This is a genomic window from Archangium sp. (genome assembly GCF_057119385.1).
This window is the reverse complement of record NZ_DBNGVP010000015.1, coordinates 1-16,189: the sequence shown is the minus strand read 5'-3', so window position 1 is coordinate 16,189 and position 16,189 is coordinate 1. Positions and strand designations below refer to the sequence as shown.

Annotated in this window: 11 protein-coding genes; 5 read left to right on the top strand and 6 right to left on the bottom strand. The window is 69.7% G+C overall.

The genetic code is table 11. The annotated features are described in order from the left end of the window. Positions 1-81 precede the first annotated feature (81 nt). Entirely contained in the window at positions 82-1,359 is a 1,278-nt protein-coding gene (locus tag AC16DP_RS03775; RefSeq protein ID WP_329730746.1) for an NAD(P)/FAD-dependent oxidoreductase, read from the bottom strand. Between the two features lie 312 nt (positions 1,360-1,671). On the opposite strand from AC16DP_RS03775, the gene AC16DP_RS03770 reads away from it, so the two are divergent. The 4 genes from AC16DP_RS03770 (at position 1,672) to AC16DP_RS03755 (ending at position 7,196) form a co-directional block, all read left to right on the top strand. Continuing rightward, positions 1,672-4,023, top strand: coding sequence for a sensor histidine kinase (locus AC16DP_RS03770; RefSeq protein ID WP_329730745.1), 2,352 nt, complete (start codon positions 1,672-1,674; stop codon positions 4,021-4,023). A gap of 144 nt (positions 4,024-4,167) precedes the next feature. Then, positions 4,168-5,160 carry a glutathione S-transferase family protein gene (locus tag AC16DP_RS03765; RefSeq protein WP_329730744.1) on the top strand — a complete coding sequence of 331 codons (993 nt, stop codon included), beginning with the start codon at positions 4,168-4,170 and terminating at the stop codon, positions 5,158-5,160. A gap of 141 nt (positions 5,161-5,301) precedes the next feature. Next, complete coding sequence (locus tag AC16DP_RS03760; protein ID WP_329730743.1) at positions 5,302-6,306, top strand: alpha/beta hydrolase; 1,005 nt, start codon at positions 5,302-5,304, stop codon at positions 6,304-6,306. A gap of 242 nt (positions 6,307-6,548) precedes the next feature. Further along, positions 6,549-7,196, top strand: a complete 648-nt coding sequence (locus AC16DP_RS03755; protein WP_329730742.1) for a hypothetical protein — start codon at positions 6,549-6,551, stop codon at positions 7,194-7,196. 16 nt (positions 7,197-7,212) lie between these two features. Here AC16DP_RS03755 and AC16DP_RS03750 read toward each other — a convergent pair whose 3' ends face one another. The 5 genes from AC16DP_RS03750 to AC16DP_RS03730 form a co-directional block, all read right to left on the bottom strand. Further along, a complete protein-coding gene (locus AC16DP_RS03750) occupies positions 7,213-7,782 on the bottom strand; it encodes a hypothetical protein (protein WP_329730741.1) in 570 nt (189 codons plus the stop codon). After that, complete coding sequence (locus AC16DP_RS03745) at positions 7,779-8,312, bottom strand: hypothetical protein (protein WP_329730740.1); 534 nt, start codon at positions 8,310-8,312, stop codon at positions 7,779-7,781. Before AC16DP_RS03745 ends, AC16DP_RS03750 begins: the two co-directional genes overlap by 4 nt. Next, entirely contained in the window at positions 8,305-9,408 is a 1,104-nt protein-coding gene (locus AC16DP_RS03740; protein WP_329730739.1) for a hypothetical protein, read from the bottom strand. The genes AC16DP_RS03745 and AC16DP_RS03740 overlap by 8 nt, the downstream gene beginning before the upstream one ends. Before the next feature lie 190 nt (positions 9,409-9,598). Further along, entirely contained in the window at positions 9,599-12,292 is a 2,694-nt protein-coding gene (locus AC16DP_RS03735) for an AsmA family protein (protein WP_329730738.1), read from the bottom strand. 208 nt (positions 12,293-12,500) lie between these two features. Beyond that, on the bottom strand, positions 12,501-14,180 hold the full coding sequence (locus AC16DP_RS03730; protein WP_329730737.1) for a hypothetical protein: 1,680 nt from the start codon (positions 14,178-14,180) through the stop codon (positions 12,501-12,503). Positions 14,181-14,283: 103 nt separating this feature from the next. Here AC16DP_RS03730 and AC16DP_RS03725 point away from each other — a divergent pair, with 103 nt between their 5' ends. Then, positions 14,284-16,059: a DUF885 domain-containing protein gene (locus AC16DP_RS03725; RefSeq protein ID WP_329730767.1), complete on the top strand. Its 1,776-nt coding sequence runs from the start codon at positions 14,284-14,286 to the stop codon at positions 16,057-16,059. Positions 16,060-16,189 lie beyond the last annotated feature (130 nt).

Sequence of the window (16,189 nt, the reverse complement as noted above, 5' to 3'; positions counted from 1 at the left end):
TCACCCCGGTTCATACCCCTCCCGGCCGCGCGCTTCACCAACTGGTCCGATGGTCGGACCAGTTGCTCACGACCGCGCCCGTCAGGCCCTCCCGCGCAGCATCAATTTCCAGTAGAGCTGCGGCAGGCCGTACTTCTTGAGCAGCCACATGTCATGCCGCTCCTTCATGGTGTCGATGAGCGGGATGCTCGGGGTGGGCTTGCCGTCGTAGTCGAACTCGGCGAGCAGCAGCTTGCCGTAGCCGGTGGTGAGCGGGCAGGACGCGTAGCCGTCGTAGCTCGCCGTGGGCGCCCGGCCCGCCATGACGGCGAGCAGGTTCTCCACCAGCACGGGCGCCTGCTTGCGGATGGCCGCCCCGGTGCGCGAGGTCGGCAGGTCCGATGCATCTCCCAGCGCGAACACCTCCGGGTGCTCCGGGTGCTGCAACGTGTGCTTGTTCGCCTTCACCCACCCCTTCGTCCCGCCCTCCTGCCAGGCCAGCGGGCTGCGCTTGATGAAGTCCGGCGCGCTCTGCGGCGGGCACGCGTGGAGGAGCTCGTACGGGATGACCACCTCCTCGGTGCCCCCCTCCGGCAGCGTCCGCGTGAAGACGGCCTCGTTCCTGTCTCCGCGCACCTCGGTGAGGTTGTGCTGGTAGCGCGCGTCGATGCCGTAGCGCTTCACCACCTGCTCCAGCACCGCGGCGAACTCCTTCACCCCGAAGATGGCCTTGCCCGCCGAGGCGAAGATGACGTGCGCCTTGTCATCCACGCCCCGCTTCCGGAAGTGGTCCGCCGCCAGGTACATGATCTTCTGCGGCGCGCCCGCGCACTTCACCGGCGTGGCCGGGTGGGTGAAGAGGGCCGTGCCTCCCCGGAAGGCGCGCAGTATCTCCCACGTCTTGGGCGCGTAGCGCACGTCGTAGTTGCTGGAGACGTTGGGCCGCTCCGCCAGCGCCTGCCGCAGGCCCTTCACCTTGTCCCAGTCGAGCTGGATGCCCGGCGCCACCACCAGGAAGTCGTAGCCGATGTGCTTGCCGCCCCGCGTGCTCACCGTCTTCGCGACCGGGTCCACCTCCTCGGCCCAGTCCTGAATCCACTTCACGCCCCGGGGGATGAGCCGGGCCTCGTCGCGCACGGTGTCCTCCACGCGCGCCTCCCCGGCTCCCACCAGCGTCCAGAGCGGCTGGTAGTAGTGGTGCGCGCTCGGCTCGAGGAGGGCCACGTCCTTCTGGCCCGCGTGCGCCAGCCGCGCCGCCACGCTGATGCCCGCCGTGCCCCCTCCGATGATGAGGACCCGGTGCCGCTCGGTTCCCGGAACCCGGGCTACCGGCACCCTCACCGGATCCCTGCAGACCTGCTCGGTCACCCCTTCGCTCATCTCGGCCTCCCGCGCCCCGGAGGGCGGTTCATGTCTCGTGCAACACCTGTCTCCGTCTCATGGGAGCCAGGTCCTTTCCACGGGGATTCTGCAGATGGCGTGCCACCCGTCCGTTGCCGGGCACTCGTGAGGTCTCGGGGCGAACGGACGGGCCCATGGCTGTTTCACGGTGTTTCAGCCCCGGGCCCGAGCCGTGTTGCAGGGAGGGAGCCCTCCTGGATGTGCTACGGACAGGCATTCCCCAGGTGGCGCCGGGGCGGCTCCCGGGCGCACCTTGAGAACCTCAGGAGTCGTCCAACCTCGGTCCAGTGAATGCGCACGGCACGGGAAATCCGCGAGGAGATCGAAGCGCGCTTCGGGTTCTTCCCCCCGTTCTTCACGCCCGCGGCGGACGAGCCCCGGGTGCTGGAGAACCTGTGGCAGCAGACGCTCCTCGCCTACGTGGAGAATCCCCTCCCCGCCCTCTTCCGCGAGAAGCTCTTCGCCTGGCTGTCGCGCTACTGCGTGGTGCCCTACTGCATCGTGTGCCACTCCTGCGCGCTGCGGCCCCTGGGCATGCGGGCCTCCGAGGTGCTGGCCCTCCTGGAGGCCCTTCCTCCCGCGCATGGGGCCATCGACGAGACGCTCGCACGGCTGGACGCCGGCCATGACGTCCTCGAGGCGTGGCCTGCCCCCGGCTCGGCGCTGGAGGAGGACCTGTTCCGCTGCTCGGTCTTCCTCTTCGTCCACCAGGCCCGGGCCGAGCGGTGCCGGGAGCGGGTGCGCCGGTTGCTCGGCCCCGTGCTCTACGGCCACCTCGTCGTGTTCCTCGCCTACGTGAAGTCGTGCCACCTGTGGGTGGAGGCCCATCCGGAGCTGTCCTACGAGGCGGACGAGCGCGCCCGCGAGCACCTGGGGTGGCTGCTCCAGGAGGAGCCCCGGTTGGGGGAGTTCTTCGCGGGGTATGCCGAGCGGGTGCGCCAGGAGCGGGAAGCGCGCGAGCGGGAGGAGTACGAGCGGGCCCGGGCGGGCGAGCGCGCCGAGGCCCTCTCCCGGACGTTGAGCCGGCAGGCGGAGGCGCTGCGCGAGAACGAGGCCCAACGGCGGCTCGCGCTGGAGTCGGCCGCGCTGGGCACGTGGGACTTCAATCCCGTCACGGGCGAGCTGCGCTGGGATGAGCGCTGCAAGGCCCTCTTCGGACTGCCGGCGGCGGCCGAGGTGGACTACCCCACCTTCCGGGCCAGCATCGTCCCGGAGGAGCGGGAGCGGGTGGATGCGTCGGTGGCGCGGGCGCTCGCCCCCGGCGGTGACGGCGAGTACCGCGAGGAGTTCCACATCCGCAGGTTCCAGGACGGCATGGAGCGGTGGATCGCCTCGCGCGGCCAGAGCTTCTTCGACGAGCGGGGCCGGGCCGTGCGCTTCATCGGCACGGCGATGGACGTGACCGAGCACCGGCGCTCGGTGGACAACCTGCGCTTCCTCGCCGAGGCCAGCGCGCTGCTGGCCACCTCGCTCGACTACGAGGACACCCTGCGGCGCGTGGCCTCGCTGACCGTGCCCGTGCTCGCGGACTGGTGCGGGGTGGACGTGGTGGATGAGCGGGGGCGGATACGCCGGCTCATCCACGTCCACAGGGACCCCGGGAAGGTGCGGCTGAGCGAGGAGCTGCACCGGCGCTACCCCATCGACCCGAACGCCCCCACCGGCGCCCCCCGGGTGCTGCGCACCGGCGAGCCGGAGCTCATTCCAGAGGTCTCCGACGAGGCGCTCGCCCGTTACGCGCGGGACGCGGAGCACCTGCGGCTGATGCGGGAGCTGGGCGTGCGCTCCTATCTCACGGTGGCGCTGCGCTCGCGCGGGCGTGTGCTGGGGACGCTCACGCTGGTGCGCGCCGAGACGGGGCAGCGGTATGGCCGGGAGGAGCTGCGGCTGGCCGAGGAGCTGGCGGGCCGGGCGGCCGTCTCGGTGGACAACGCGCTGCTCTACCGCGAGGCGCAGCGGGCCATCGGGTTGCGAGATGGTTTCCTCCAGGTGGCCGCGCACGAGCTGCGCACACCCGTCACCGCGTTGAAGCTCAACGTCCAGGCGCTGGTGGCCGGCGCGCGCCGGGAGGAAGCCTGGAGCGAGCGGACGGCGTCGCGGCTGGCGGGCCTGGAGCGCGGGGTGGGCCGCCTGGGCGTGCTGGTGGACGAGCTGTTGGATGTGTCGCGCATCACCTCGGGCCGGCTGGTGCTGCGGCCGGAGGAACTGGATCTGACGGAGCTGGTGCGCGAGGTGGCCGGGCGCTTCTGTTCCGAGGCCGAGCGCGTGGACTGTGGCCTGCGGGTACAGGTGGCCGGGCCGCTGGTGGGGCGGTGGGACCGGCTGCGCCTGGAGCAGGTGTTGAGCAACCTGCTCTCCAATGCCCTCAAGTACGGAGCGGGCCAGCCGGTGGAGGTGGCGCTGAGCACCTCGGGCGAGCGGGTGCTCCTGCGGGTGCGCGACGAGGGCATCGGCATCGAGCCGGCCGTGCAGCAGCGCATTTTCGAGCGCTTCGAGCGCGCGGTGAGCGACCGGCACTACGGGGGCCTGGGCATGGGGCTGTGGGTGACGCGGGAGATCGTCACCGCCATGGGAGGCACGATCCACGTGGAGAGCGTGCCGGGGCAGGGCGCCACCTTCACGGTGGAGCTGCCCCGAGGCTGAGCGCTCCGGGGTCAGGACGGGCCCCCGTCCCTCCGCCTGCCCGTCATGCACGCGGGCTCACTCCAGTCTCGCCGCACGCCGGGATGGTTGCCCGCCTGACGCGGCGTGCCAACCGTTTCCAGGCAACGGAGGTGAACCGTGGGAATGTTGGTGGACGGAGAGTGGCGTACGGACTGGTACGCCCCGGACGAGGCCGGACGCTTCGTGCGTCCGCGAACGCGCTTCCATGACCAGGTCTCCGCGAGCGGGGAAGGGCGCTTCCCGGCGGAGGCGGGCCGCTACCATCTCTATGTGTCCTACGCCTGCCCGTGGGCGAGCCGCGCGCTGCTCATCCGCAAGCTCAAGGGGCTGGAGGCGGCGGTGGGCATGACGGTGGTGGATCCGCGCATGGGCCGCAACGGCTGGGGCTTCGGGGGCTACCCGCGCTCGGGGCCGGACACGCTCAATGGCTCGCGCTACCTGAGCGAGCTCTACCTGAAGGCGGATCCCCACTACTCGGGGCGGGTGACGGTGCCGGTGCTGTGGGACGCGCGCGAGCACACCATCGTCAACAACGAGTCGCGCGAGCTGATGCGCATGCTGGACACCGAGTTCGATGCCTTCGCCGAGCACCCGGTGACGCTGTGTCCCGAGGAGCTGCGCGAGCAGGTGGACGAGACGATCGACGCGCTCTACGAGCCGGTGAACAACGGCGTGTACAAGGCGGGCTTCGCCAACAGCCAGGGCGCGTACGAGCTGGCGGTGCGCGAGCTCTTCACCGCGTTGCAGCACTGGGAGCGGGTGCTGGACCGGCAGCGTTACCTGTGCGGGGACATGCTCACGGAAGCGGACCTCTGCCTGTACACCACGCTGGTGCGCTTCGACTTCGTCTACTACGCGCACTTCAAGTGCAACCTGGCGCGCATCCAGGACTTCCCCAACCTGTGGAACTACCTGCTGGACCTGTACCAGACACCCGGGTTCGCGGAGACGACGAACATCGAGCACATCAAGGTGCACTATTACTGGAGCCAGGACGCCATCAACCCGTCGCGCATCGTGCCGATGGGGCCGCAGGTGGACCTGTTGACGCCGCACAACCGGGACCGGCTGGGCCCGCGCATGCTGGCGCCCGCGCCAGGAATCACGCGTCACTGACCCTGGCGGGTTCCACTCCGCCCAACCTCCCCTCTCCCCTCGGGAGAGGGACGGGGTGAGGGTGCCACGCCTCCCGGGCTCCCCACCGTTCCCCCGCCGTGTCCCCCTGGGGCACACTGCGGGGCTCACAGGGGACGACACATGGGACGCCTCACCATTCTCTCCACGCTGATGGGCACGAGCCTCGCCACGGGGGCGAGGCGCCTGAAGCGGGGCCCGCTGCGGCCCGGGTGGAGCTTCAAGTACGAGGCCACGGTGGCCTTCATGAAGGCCACCCACGAGCGCATCATCCACCTCGACGCACCCACGCAGCGCGCGGAGATGGAGCTGCTGTCCATGCCCTCGCCGGCGCTGAAGCAGGTGCGGCGCGAGCCGGTGGACGCGGGCGGAGTGCCCGCGGAGTGGTTCATCCCTCCGGGCGCCACCGGGGACGAGGTGGTGCTGTACCTGCACGGGGGCTCGTACGTCTTCGGCTCCACGCGCACGCATGGGGACCTCATCGCGCGAATCGCCCTGGGCACGGGCGCGCGGGTGCTGGGGCTCAACTACCGGCTGGCGCCCGAGCACCCCTTTCCCGCGCCGGTGGAGGACACGCTGATGGCGTACCGCTGGCTGCTGTCCACGGGGGTGAAGCCGGCGCGGGTGGCCTTCTGCGGGGACTCGGCGGGCGGCGGGCTGGCCCTCGCGGTGCTGGTGGTGCTGCGCGACGGAGGCGTGTTGCCGCCGGCGGGGGCCGTGCTCATCGCGCCCTGGGTGGACCTCGAGTGCAGCGGCGAGAGCGTGGTGGCCCACGAGCGCTTCGACTGGGGCGACAAGCGCATGCTGCTGCACTGGGCGAAGTGGTACGTGGGTGGCGCGGACGTGCGCAACCCGCTCATCTCGCCCTGGTACGCGGACCTGCACGAGCTGCCGCCGTTGTTCATCCACGTGGGCGGCGTGGAGCTGCAGCACGACGATGGCGTGCGCATCACCGAGAAGGCCCGCGCCGCCGGGGTGAAGGCGCACCTGGAGGAGTGGCCGGAGATGGTCCACAACTTCCAGACATTCGGTGACGCCTTCCCCGAGGCCGTGCGCGGCACCGCGAAGCTGTGCGAGCACCTGCGGACCGTGCTCGGAGGCGCCGACGCCCGCGCCAGCGCGACCTGATGCCTCTCTTCTTCTTGGTCCGTGGGAATCGTGCGACTCCGGGCGGGAGCACTGTTGCGCCTGCGACGCTGAGCGCCCGTGGCGTCTGGGAATGGCCATGGGGGGGATTGCCGGGATTGCGGAGGTTGCAGATATACGTCCTCACCCGAAAGGGAGGGCCGGGTGGGTGGCACCCCGGGAAATCACGAGGGCAGGGGGCCTCTCGCCGGTTTCGGACACGCGCCCCGTCTGGGAGTCACACCATGGCCCGGCACCACAACAGACGCTCTCCCCGTGCGGAAACGCGAGTCTCCGGCCTGTTCATCCAGCTGCTCACCACCGAGTGGACGAAGGACTCGCGGGGAGGCGCGGGCGCGCGGGTGAGGGACGCCACGCCGCTGGCGAGCGTGCTGCCGGAGGCGTTGAGCGCGGCCGGGGGCCACGCCAGCTTCCAGCTGCACCACGTCTACTTCTCCGAGCAGCGGCGCTTCCTGCCGAGGGACTGGACGGAGGTGCGCCGGGGCAGGCCCTTCGTGGAGGTGGAGGCCTTCCGCGTGGAGCGCACGGACGAGGGCGGAGTCCGGGTGCTGCTCGACTACGGGAAGATGGGGCTGCCGGGGCGGCTCGAGTGGCGCGGCCTGTCCCGGGGCGAGCCCCTGGAGGAGCTGTTCCACGTGGCTCCTGGCGAGTGGGCGCGCGGCGTGTACAACGAGCGGCTCCAGTACTGGGAGACGGGACACTCGGGCTACTGCAAGCACGTGCTCAACGTGGGCCTGCTGTTCGACGCGGCGCTGGACGTCTTCCTGCGCACCGCGCCGGAGACCGAGGTCCGCCGCGAGTTCCAACTGCGCCAGCGCGGGCTGGTGGCTCCGGGAGCACACGCCTCCCGGATGCCCTCCGTGGCGCAATAGAGGGGAGAACTCCCCTCTAAGGTTCGAGGCTGGGATCTACCGTAGCCAGAAGCCAGTCGAGCACCTCGGCTGGCTTCATCCAGGCATGCGGTACGCGGATTTCCGGCTCGCCCGTCACGTTTGGGTCCTGTCCGACATGGCAATGCAGCAGTGGGTGTCCGCATGGGCCCTGTCCTGCTGGCGCTTCGGTGAAGTCGACGCGTGCATACCAGGGCACCTGGGTCATTCGCCCTTTGCCTTGGATGCCAATGCTGAAGCTGCTTACCCGGGTGGTGCGCTGCTCAACGACCACGACCACTGTCAGGAGTGCTCCGTCATCCAGACTCTTCAGCTTGTTGAGCCGGAGCGCCGGATGGCCTCCCGCCTGGCCATCGGCATTGGGGGAGAAGACGAACGTCGAAGCACGTCCATCGCGATTCTGCTGGGTCAACCAGCCAACTGCTTGCCCCACGCAGAATCCCCGGTCCGCGAGCAGTTTGATCCGGACACGCAGCTCATTGCCGTGATTGATGCGCTTCGCGCCGAGCTCCTCGAAACCCTTCCGGATGGCCGAATCGCGGGTTTCCCAGGCACCCTTTTCCCTCAAGGTGTTCCTCCCAACAGCCGGGCCCGGTGGGTCAGCAGGATGTTCTCGAACGTCTCCGGAAGCTCACCCGCCTCATAGGCCGCGAGCCATGCCTCCGGCTTCTTTCCTGTGCGCTCAATGAAGGCCTTGGTTTCAGCCGCGACGTCGATGCTCTGTAACCGCTCGGGTTCGACCGAACTGCCGCTCAGCCAGCTCGCGAGGCCAGGTGCATCGGCGAGCACTCTCAGTCCTTCTCCTCCACGAAGCAGGAAGAGAAGAAGCGGCACTTGCCGGTCCACGAAGTGCTCGCGTCGCCCGTCGAGTTCGATGACGGTTGCTCCTTCGTCGGGTGGCGTGAGCAGGACCAGTGCGTTGGGATGCGAGTGCGCTTCATCGAGCGTTGTGGCTCGTAACACCTGGATACCACTCGGAGCGAGCAACTCCAATTCAGTGATGAGCTCGCTGCGTTGCTCGTAATCCGAATAGATGACCAACCCGATGGGTGTCTTCGTGTGGGCCAGCTTCCAGAGGGCCCCGGATGCGTCACGCATACAATGACACCCAATCCGGTCGTCCCAGGAGGGGGTGCATTTTCACGATGACCTTGTCGTCCACTTCGTTCTCGAGAAGAATGCCGTGCGACAGCAGCCGGACGCGCCGCTCGATGGGGATTTCGAGGCCGTCCGAGCCGTCCGCCGCCTGCATCACCTGCATGTCACCATCCCGCAGCAACCGGCGAAGGCTGTCGGTCTGGTCCCGCATGGCGTTGTCGAGATCTTCGCGCGTGGGCAGTTCCCGGTTGGCGACTGTGGCGTAGCCACCCGCATCCCTCATGAGTTGGAGGAAGGTCCGCGGGAGTCCTCCGCTGAAAATGGCCGCTGTTTCCAGGAGCGGTGCCAGTGCCTCTTCGTTCGTGCCCTCTCCTACTCGCCGATGGAAGATGTCCATGAGGAACTGGCGTCCCTCCTTCCAGCGGGCTCCTTGCCGTTCGAGCACTGGAACAGGGCGGATGGGGAAGACCCGAAGTTCACTCAGCAACTCGGCATTCGCGGGTCCGATGACCAGGGAAGGGGGCACGACGAACGCCAGCTCGACCTCATCCTTCAAGGAGAGGAAGGTCCGGACCGCGATACGGGCTTGTTCTTCCGGGCACTTTTCAAGTCCATCCAACAACAAGGCGACCTGAGACGTGGCGGGGCCCTTCTTCTTGACCTCGCGGACCACTGCCAGAAAGGCATCGCGGTAAGGGCCTGATTCTGATCGTCCTTGTTGGTTGGGGGCCTCTCCCGTCAGTAGGGAGCGCGCTTCCTCGGGTAGCTCCAATTGCAATTGGAACTGTTTCTGGACTCCATGAAGCATGGAGCCGCCAAGTGCCCAGAGAAGGTCAGCACCTGTGAGATGCCTCATGTTCAGGAACTGATCCAGCGGCAGATCCAACGCGAAGAACTCAGGACCATGACTCAACTCCGCAGCGGCGGTGGCTATCTCCGTGCTCTTGCCACAGCCCACTGGTCCCGCGACGGCGAAAGGCCCGAGCCCCGCGTGGATCATTGATGCGAGACGCCGTCCATCACCCATGGGCCGTGAAACATGCAGCGGATCGTGTCCCTCAAGTGGCTTGTGTGGGGCCAGCGCCTTCCAATCCATTTGTTGCCTCTGCTTTGACAGTGTCTGAAAGACGTGGTCACCCGTGATGGGGCGGTTGTTACTCACCTTTATATATTTCCCCGATCTCATCCTGGGCCAGAACACGGGCCCGGATACCCTCACCCCGACCCTCTCCCGGTGGGAGAGGGGAGAGTGGTCCGCGATGAGCGCGGGGACACGGGGGGAGCCTTCAGCGTCCGAAGAGGCCGCGGAGGCGCTTCTTGGCTTCCTCCTCGGCCTTCTTGCGCGCGGCCTCCGCCTCCTGCTTCGCCTTTTCCTCCAGCTCCTTCTGACGCTTCTCCGCCTCGGCCTTCGCGGCCTCCTTCGCCGCATCCGTGCCGCCAGTGATGATCTTCCCCACCTCCTTGCCCTTGTCCCCCAGCAGCTCCGTGGCCGCGCTCGCCGCCGCCATCTTCCCGATGGCCAGCGCCGCCGGCTTCACGTCCAGCCCCGTCACCTCCGGGCTCCACGCCTTGCCCGTCAGCTTCAGCGCCACCGGCACCGGCTCGGTCGGCTTCGCCTTGCCCAGCGTCATCTTCTCGATGAGCGGCGGCTGCAGGTGCACCATCCCCGTCAGATCCAACGTCCCGTCCAGCCGGATGCCTCCCTCGAAGGTCATCGCCGCCTCGGGCCGCGTCCACGTAATCGGCTTGGAGAGCTGCGCCACGCCGTTCTCGATGGTCACCCCGAACGGCAGGCTCTCCGACAGCTCGGTGATGCCGTTGCTGTCCAGCACCTTGCCCGGGATGGGCAGCGCCTTCACCAGCGGCCCGGATACCGCCGCCGGGATGTCCAGGCCCGAGAACGCCCCGCCCAGCAGGTTGCCCTGGATGGCCCCGGCGAGCCGCTCCTGCAGGCTCTTCACCTCGTAGCCCACGCCCGACAGGTTCATCTGCCCGTTGAACTTCCCGTCCAGCACCTTGCGCGGCACCCGCTTGGACAGCGCCTCCGCCACGTTCATGTCCTTCACGTCGGCCTTCAGCTCGAAGGGCCGCTGCGCCGCGTCGGGACCCAGCCGCACCGTGCTCCCGCTCGCCGACACCGTGCCGCCGTAGAGGCCCGTGGTGAAGCGCTCCACCGTGATGAGGTCGTCCACCATCTTCAGGTCGGCCACCATGTTGGACAGGTCCATCCCGTTCATCCGCAGCGCGCCAATCTTGAAGGACATGTCTCCGCGCATGCCGTTGAAGCGCTTGGGATCCTTCGGCCCCTCCTCGGGCAGTTGACCGCCCACCGTGGCGGCGATCTCCTCGTCCGTCATCAGCAGCTCGTCCGCGTCGAGCCGCGGGCTCTCGAGCGCCAGGGCGAACGTCATCGTCTGCTTCGCCCCCGTGCCCGCCTGCGAGTACGACGCCGTGCCGGCCATCGTGTACTCGAGCAGGGCGATGCCCAGCCGGCTCAGGACCACCTTCATGGGCTGCTTGCCGCTCTCGGGCTGGTACGTGCCCGCGGCGTCCACCGTGAAGGTCTGCCCGGGCCGCTTGTCCAGCAGCAGCCCCGGCCGCATGTCCACGCCCGACAGGTCCGACTTCGCGTCGAAGCGCAGCGCGCCACCGCTGGCCGCCGCCCCGGTGAGCCGCGCCGTCAGCCGCATGGGCGCGCCCGCCTCCTTGGAGAGCTGCTCGGGGATGCGCAGCCGCACCGGCGTCAGGTCCACCTCCGCCGTCAGCGCCTGCGACTCCTGCGTGCCGCCGCCGCGCACCACGAGGCCGATGGGGCCCGCCACCTGGCCGGCGAGCTGCTTGCGCAAGGGCGGGTAGTACTCGGCCAGCACCGCGGGGTCGAGGTTCTGCCCCACCAGCTCGAAGTCCTGCACCGTGGGCTTCTCGGTGAGCAGCCCCTTCACCTGTCCCTTGCCGGTGATGCGCGCCGGGCCGAGCTCCATCCGCAGCGTCTGCAGGGACAGGTCTCCCTTGTCCATGTCGCCCGTCACGTCGGTGTCCACCACCACGTCGAGCGCCTTGCCGCCCTCGGCCCCGGCGAAGCGCAGGCCCTGGGCGCGCAGGCCTCCCTTGAGGTTCGTGGGCCCGGTGCCGCCGGGCACCGCCGCGCCGAGCTGCGCCGTCCAGTCCGCCTGGAGTGTGCCCGCCTGCAGCCCCGCCTCCGCGCCGAGGAAGGGCCCCAGGGGCGCCAGGTCGATGGGCTCGGACTTCAGCTCCACGCGCTCGGGCACGGGGATGAGCGAGGCCGGCAGCGGCGTGGTGTGCAGCGTGAGGTGGAAGTTCTGCTTCTGCGACAGCACCGCGGCGTTCAACACCACGTCCAGCGGCTTGCCCGCGCGCAGGTCCTTCACCTCCACGTCGAGGTCCGAGATGGCCAGCTCACGCGCCTGCGCCGCGCTCCGGTCGATGAAGCGGATGGTGGCGTCGGTGAGCGCCGCCCGGTCCACACGCACCCTGGACAGGTCCGTGGGCTGCTCCTCGGCGGGAGGCGTCTCCTCCGGGGGCTTCTGCTGGGCGAGCTTCTCCTGCAAGCGCGAGACGTTGGTGGTGCCATCCGGCAGCCGGACGACGTTGACGGTGAGCCCGGACACCTCGGCGTTCTTCACCTGGATGTCCTGGCCGCGCGAGGTGAGGGCGGGCCAGAGCGCCACCGCCACGTCGAGCTCCTTCATCTCCGCCAGCGGCACCTGCTCGCCCTCGGCGGCGCCCACCACGACGTTCTCCACCTCGACGCCCACGTGGGGGACGAGCTGGGTGGAGATGTCACCAATCTCCACGGGCCGGCCCAGCGTCTGGGAGAGCGCCGCGGCCTCGGTGCGGGCGCGCTGGAGCAGGAAGGCGTCGAGCCGCCACAGGACCACGGCCACGACCCCCACCAGGAACAGGACGATGCCGCCCAGGACGTAGGGCCAGCGCTTCTTCTTCGGCTGCTGTTCGGACATCTCTCGGTACCTCCACCCGCCAGGGGCCTCGGGGTTGCTCGGGGCTCGGGCTGTCAGGCAGCCGAACCCTTAGCCCAGGAGGACCCATCCCGCACGTTCCTCGTACGCGGGGGCTCGGCATTGGATGTTGAAGTTGGCATTCACGGGCTTGGACGGGAGCCGCTCGCGGATATGCATCCCGTCCCGTGGGGCATGCTCGCCCGGCCGCTCACCGGGAGCCCACGGCGGGAGTCCACTGGAGGGGCCCCGAAGGCACCGTCCGGCTCAGGCCGAAGCGGTCGAGCACCATGCGGCCCCGGGTATCGAGGGCCTGCGCGTCCTCGGGGACCTTCCGGACGAGCCGCCCGGTGCTCATGTCCACCAGCAAGCCCTCGGAGTAGACGAAGTTCCCCGAGGCCACGAAGCCATACCCTCTCTGCTCGCCGAGCTCGCGCTGTTCTCCCGTCGCGGTGTCCACGAACCAGAGGCGGCGGTTCTGGTTCTTGCGTCGGGAGTCCCGCTGCACCAGCGCGCGAGTCCCCTCGGTGTACTGCACCTCGCCGCGCATGGGGTGCACGGTGCGCGTCTCCAGGTCCACCACGCTCTGGATGGAAGGAGACGGCGCGCCGCCCTCCGGAGTGGGGACGACGGGGAACAGCCGGAGGGGACCGTGGGAGGGAGGGGGCCGTGTTTCGTACGGGGTGGCGATGCCGAGCGGCTGGTGGACGCGGGCGCCGTGCAGCTCGAGCGCGTTGCCCTGGGCGGAGCAGGTCACGAGCACCTGCTCCCGCGCCGCATCCACGTGGAGGACATGGGCGCGGCAGCTCGCGGGCACCCACTCGGTGCGCTGGCCCGAGGACTGCTCGACGAACACCTCTCCCTGCTCACCCTGGCGCAGCAGGGCGTCTCCGAGCGGCCGGAGGACGCCTTCCCTCGGCACGAGCGGGCCGCCGTCCACCCGGCGCAGCAGCCACGAGGCCGTGTCGCCCTCCTGGCCATATTGGCCGTAGGACATGATGGGACCCCGGCAGTACCTGGAGGCGAGCGACGTCTGCGCCCGGGGCCAGGTGAGCTGTCCATCCCCATCCGTGTCCTGGGTGACCACGCCGAACCACACCCACTGGCCCTCGGGATCGAGCACGGCACGGCCCAGCAATCCGGGGCCGTGAGGCACCTCGCGCCTGCTGCCGTCCTGGAGGTTGATGAGGAAGGCCGTGGCTCGCTTCTCGGGCCCGCTCAGGGACACGAGGAGCAGGCGCTGGCCGTCGCGGGAGAAGGACACGGGCAGGGAGGCGCTGGGGGCGGTGCTGTCGGGGATGGTGCCGGGAGGGGCCAGCTCGGCGTCGGCGCGCGTGTACGTGTCGAGCAGCCGCATCGAGCCGCCGCGGACCACCACGAGGTAACGGCCGGTCGGATCCGCGGCGAGGAAGTCGTCGAGCCGCTCGCCCTCGCCGGGCTCGAGGAACAGGTAGGGGGCGAGCCTGTCTCCGAACGTGTCGCCGTGCCGGCCGTAGATGACCTCCCGCTTGCCATCGCCGTTGGTGTCCTCGCGGGCCTGGCAGGCGATGAGCCAGCGCCCATCCTCGGCGGCCCGCTGGAAGAGGAGGGGGTGGCGCGTGCCGATGGGGCCTGTCTCCCGCTGGAGCGCGGTGGGGGGCGCCTCCGTGAACTGAGGGGCTGGAGGGAGAAAGGCAACCGGCGGGCTCACGGGCTCGGGAGCGGGGGCGGCGGCGGGCGCGCTCGTGGGCTCGGTGCTCGGAACGGCGATGGGCGCACGCGTGGGCTCCGAGGCCGGGGCGGACGCGGAGAGGGGCGCACTCGTGGGCTCGGCGGTGGGCGGGGACGAGGCCCTCCGCGCCGCACAGGCGGGCAGGAGGAGGGCGGAGGCGAGCAGCACGCGGAGTTTCATGGTGGGCCGAGGCTGGAGGAGGAGACACCGGGGACGCAAGCGGCACGGAGTCCACTCCGAGCGTCTTCCCCGTCACGCACGAGGGATGGAGACTGCGGACGTGATGATTCGAGCCACCCTTTGCAGTGCCGTCCTGCTCCTGGTGCCCGCGTGTGCTCCGCGCACGGGCTCGGGGCCGGCGGCTTCCGTGTCCGCCATGGCCTCCACTCCCGCCGATGCCGAATACGCCCGCTTCGCCCGCGAGTACCTCGACTGGTACTACGCCGCGCACCCGGTGCGCGCGACGAACCTGGGGCTGCACCAGTACGACTCTCAGGTGCAGGACCTGTCGGCCGAGGCCTTCCAGCACCGTGCGAAGGAGCTGCACGGGTGGCTCGCGAGGCTGGAGCGGCTGGACCGGGCGGCGCTCACGGGGGACGCGGTGTTCGACGTGCGCATCCTGGAGAACGCCATCCGCGCGGAGCTGCTGGAGCTGGAGGCGGAGCGCGGCTGGCAGCGCAACCCGATGCTCTACAACAGCGTGATCGCCAGTGCGCTCTCGTCGCTGTCGCAGCGGGAGTTCGCGCCGGTGGAGGCTCGGGTGCGGAGCCTGCTGGCGAGGATGGAGCGGATTCCGGCGGTGGTGGCCGCGGCGAAGGCCAACCTGCGCGACGTGCCGAAGCCGTGGGCCGAGCAGGGCCTGCGTGACACGCGCGGCACGGTGGGCTTCCTGCGCGGGGATTTGCCGAAGGCGCTGGAGGCCCAGGGGCTGGCGCGAGTGGACGCGGCGCTGCGCCAGGAGCTCTCCGAGGCACTGGCGGGGGCGGTGGCCGAGGTGGAGGGCTTCGCGCGGTGGCAGGAGCAGGAGCTGCTGCCGAAGGCGAGCGGGGACTTCCGGCTGGGCAAGGCGCTCTTCGAGAAGAAGCTGGCGCTGGAGGAGCACGTGGCGCTGACGGCCGAGCAGCTGCGGGACGTCAACGAGCGGGCCATCCGGAGGTACCAGGAGTGGGTGGCGAAGGAGGCGGCGCGGGTGGACGCGGCGAAGTCACCGGTGGCGGTGATGGACGCGCTGGCGCACGACCATCCGGCGGCGGAGGAGCTGATTCCGACGGCGCGCAAGCAATTGGAGGAGTGCCAGCGCTTCGTGGTGGAGAAGGGGCTGCTGACGTTGCCCTCGGAGCGGCTGCCGACGGTGCGCGAGACGCCGCCGTACGCGCGGATGGGCTTCGCGTCGATGGACACGCCGGGGCCCTTCGAGACGCGGGCGACGGAGGCCTTCTACAACATCACCAACGTGGAGCCGGAGTGGACGGCGGAGCAGAAGGCACAGCACCTGACGTACTTCAACCGTGCGGGGCTGTTGGGCGTGACGGTGCACGAGGGCATGCCGGGGCACTTCGTGCAGCTGCTGTACGAGGCCCGGATTCCGACGGAGGTGCGCAATGTGTTCACGCCGGCCTCGCTGGTGGAGGGCTGGGCGCACTACGTGGAGCAGATGATGGTGGACGAGGGCTTCGGCGGGGGAGACCCGGCGGTGCGGCTGGGGCAGTTGCGGCGGGCGCTGCAGAGACATGCACGGTGGCACGCGGGCCTGTCGATGCACGCATTCGGCGAGTCGGTGGAGGGAGCGGCGAAGCGCTACGCGGAGATCGCCTACTTCGAGCCCTTCCCGGCGCTGCGGGAGGTGCAGCGGGGCACGTTCAACCCGACGTATCTCTATTACGCGCTGGGACGGATGCAGATCCTGAAGCTGCGCGAGGACTACAAACGTTACCTGGAGGCGCGGGGACAGACGTTCTCGCTGAGAGACTTCCACGACCGGTTCCTGCAACTGGGGTTGCCGGTGTCACTGGCGCGGCAGGCGATGATGCCGGGGGACACGGCGCCGTCGCTGGAGTGAGACGCTTCACCCGCGAGCGGATTTCACGCGGGCGAGCCAGTCCTGGAACTCGTCGCCCAGGTTCATGATGAAGTCGAAGCGGCCGGTGGAGAGCATCTCGACCAGCCGCCGGTCGCGGGCGATGAGCTCG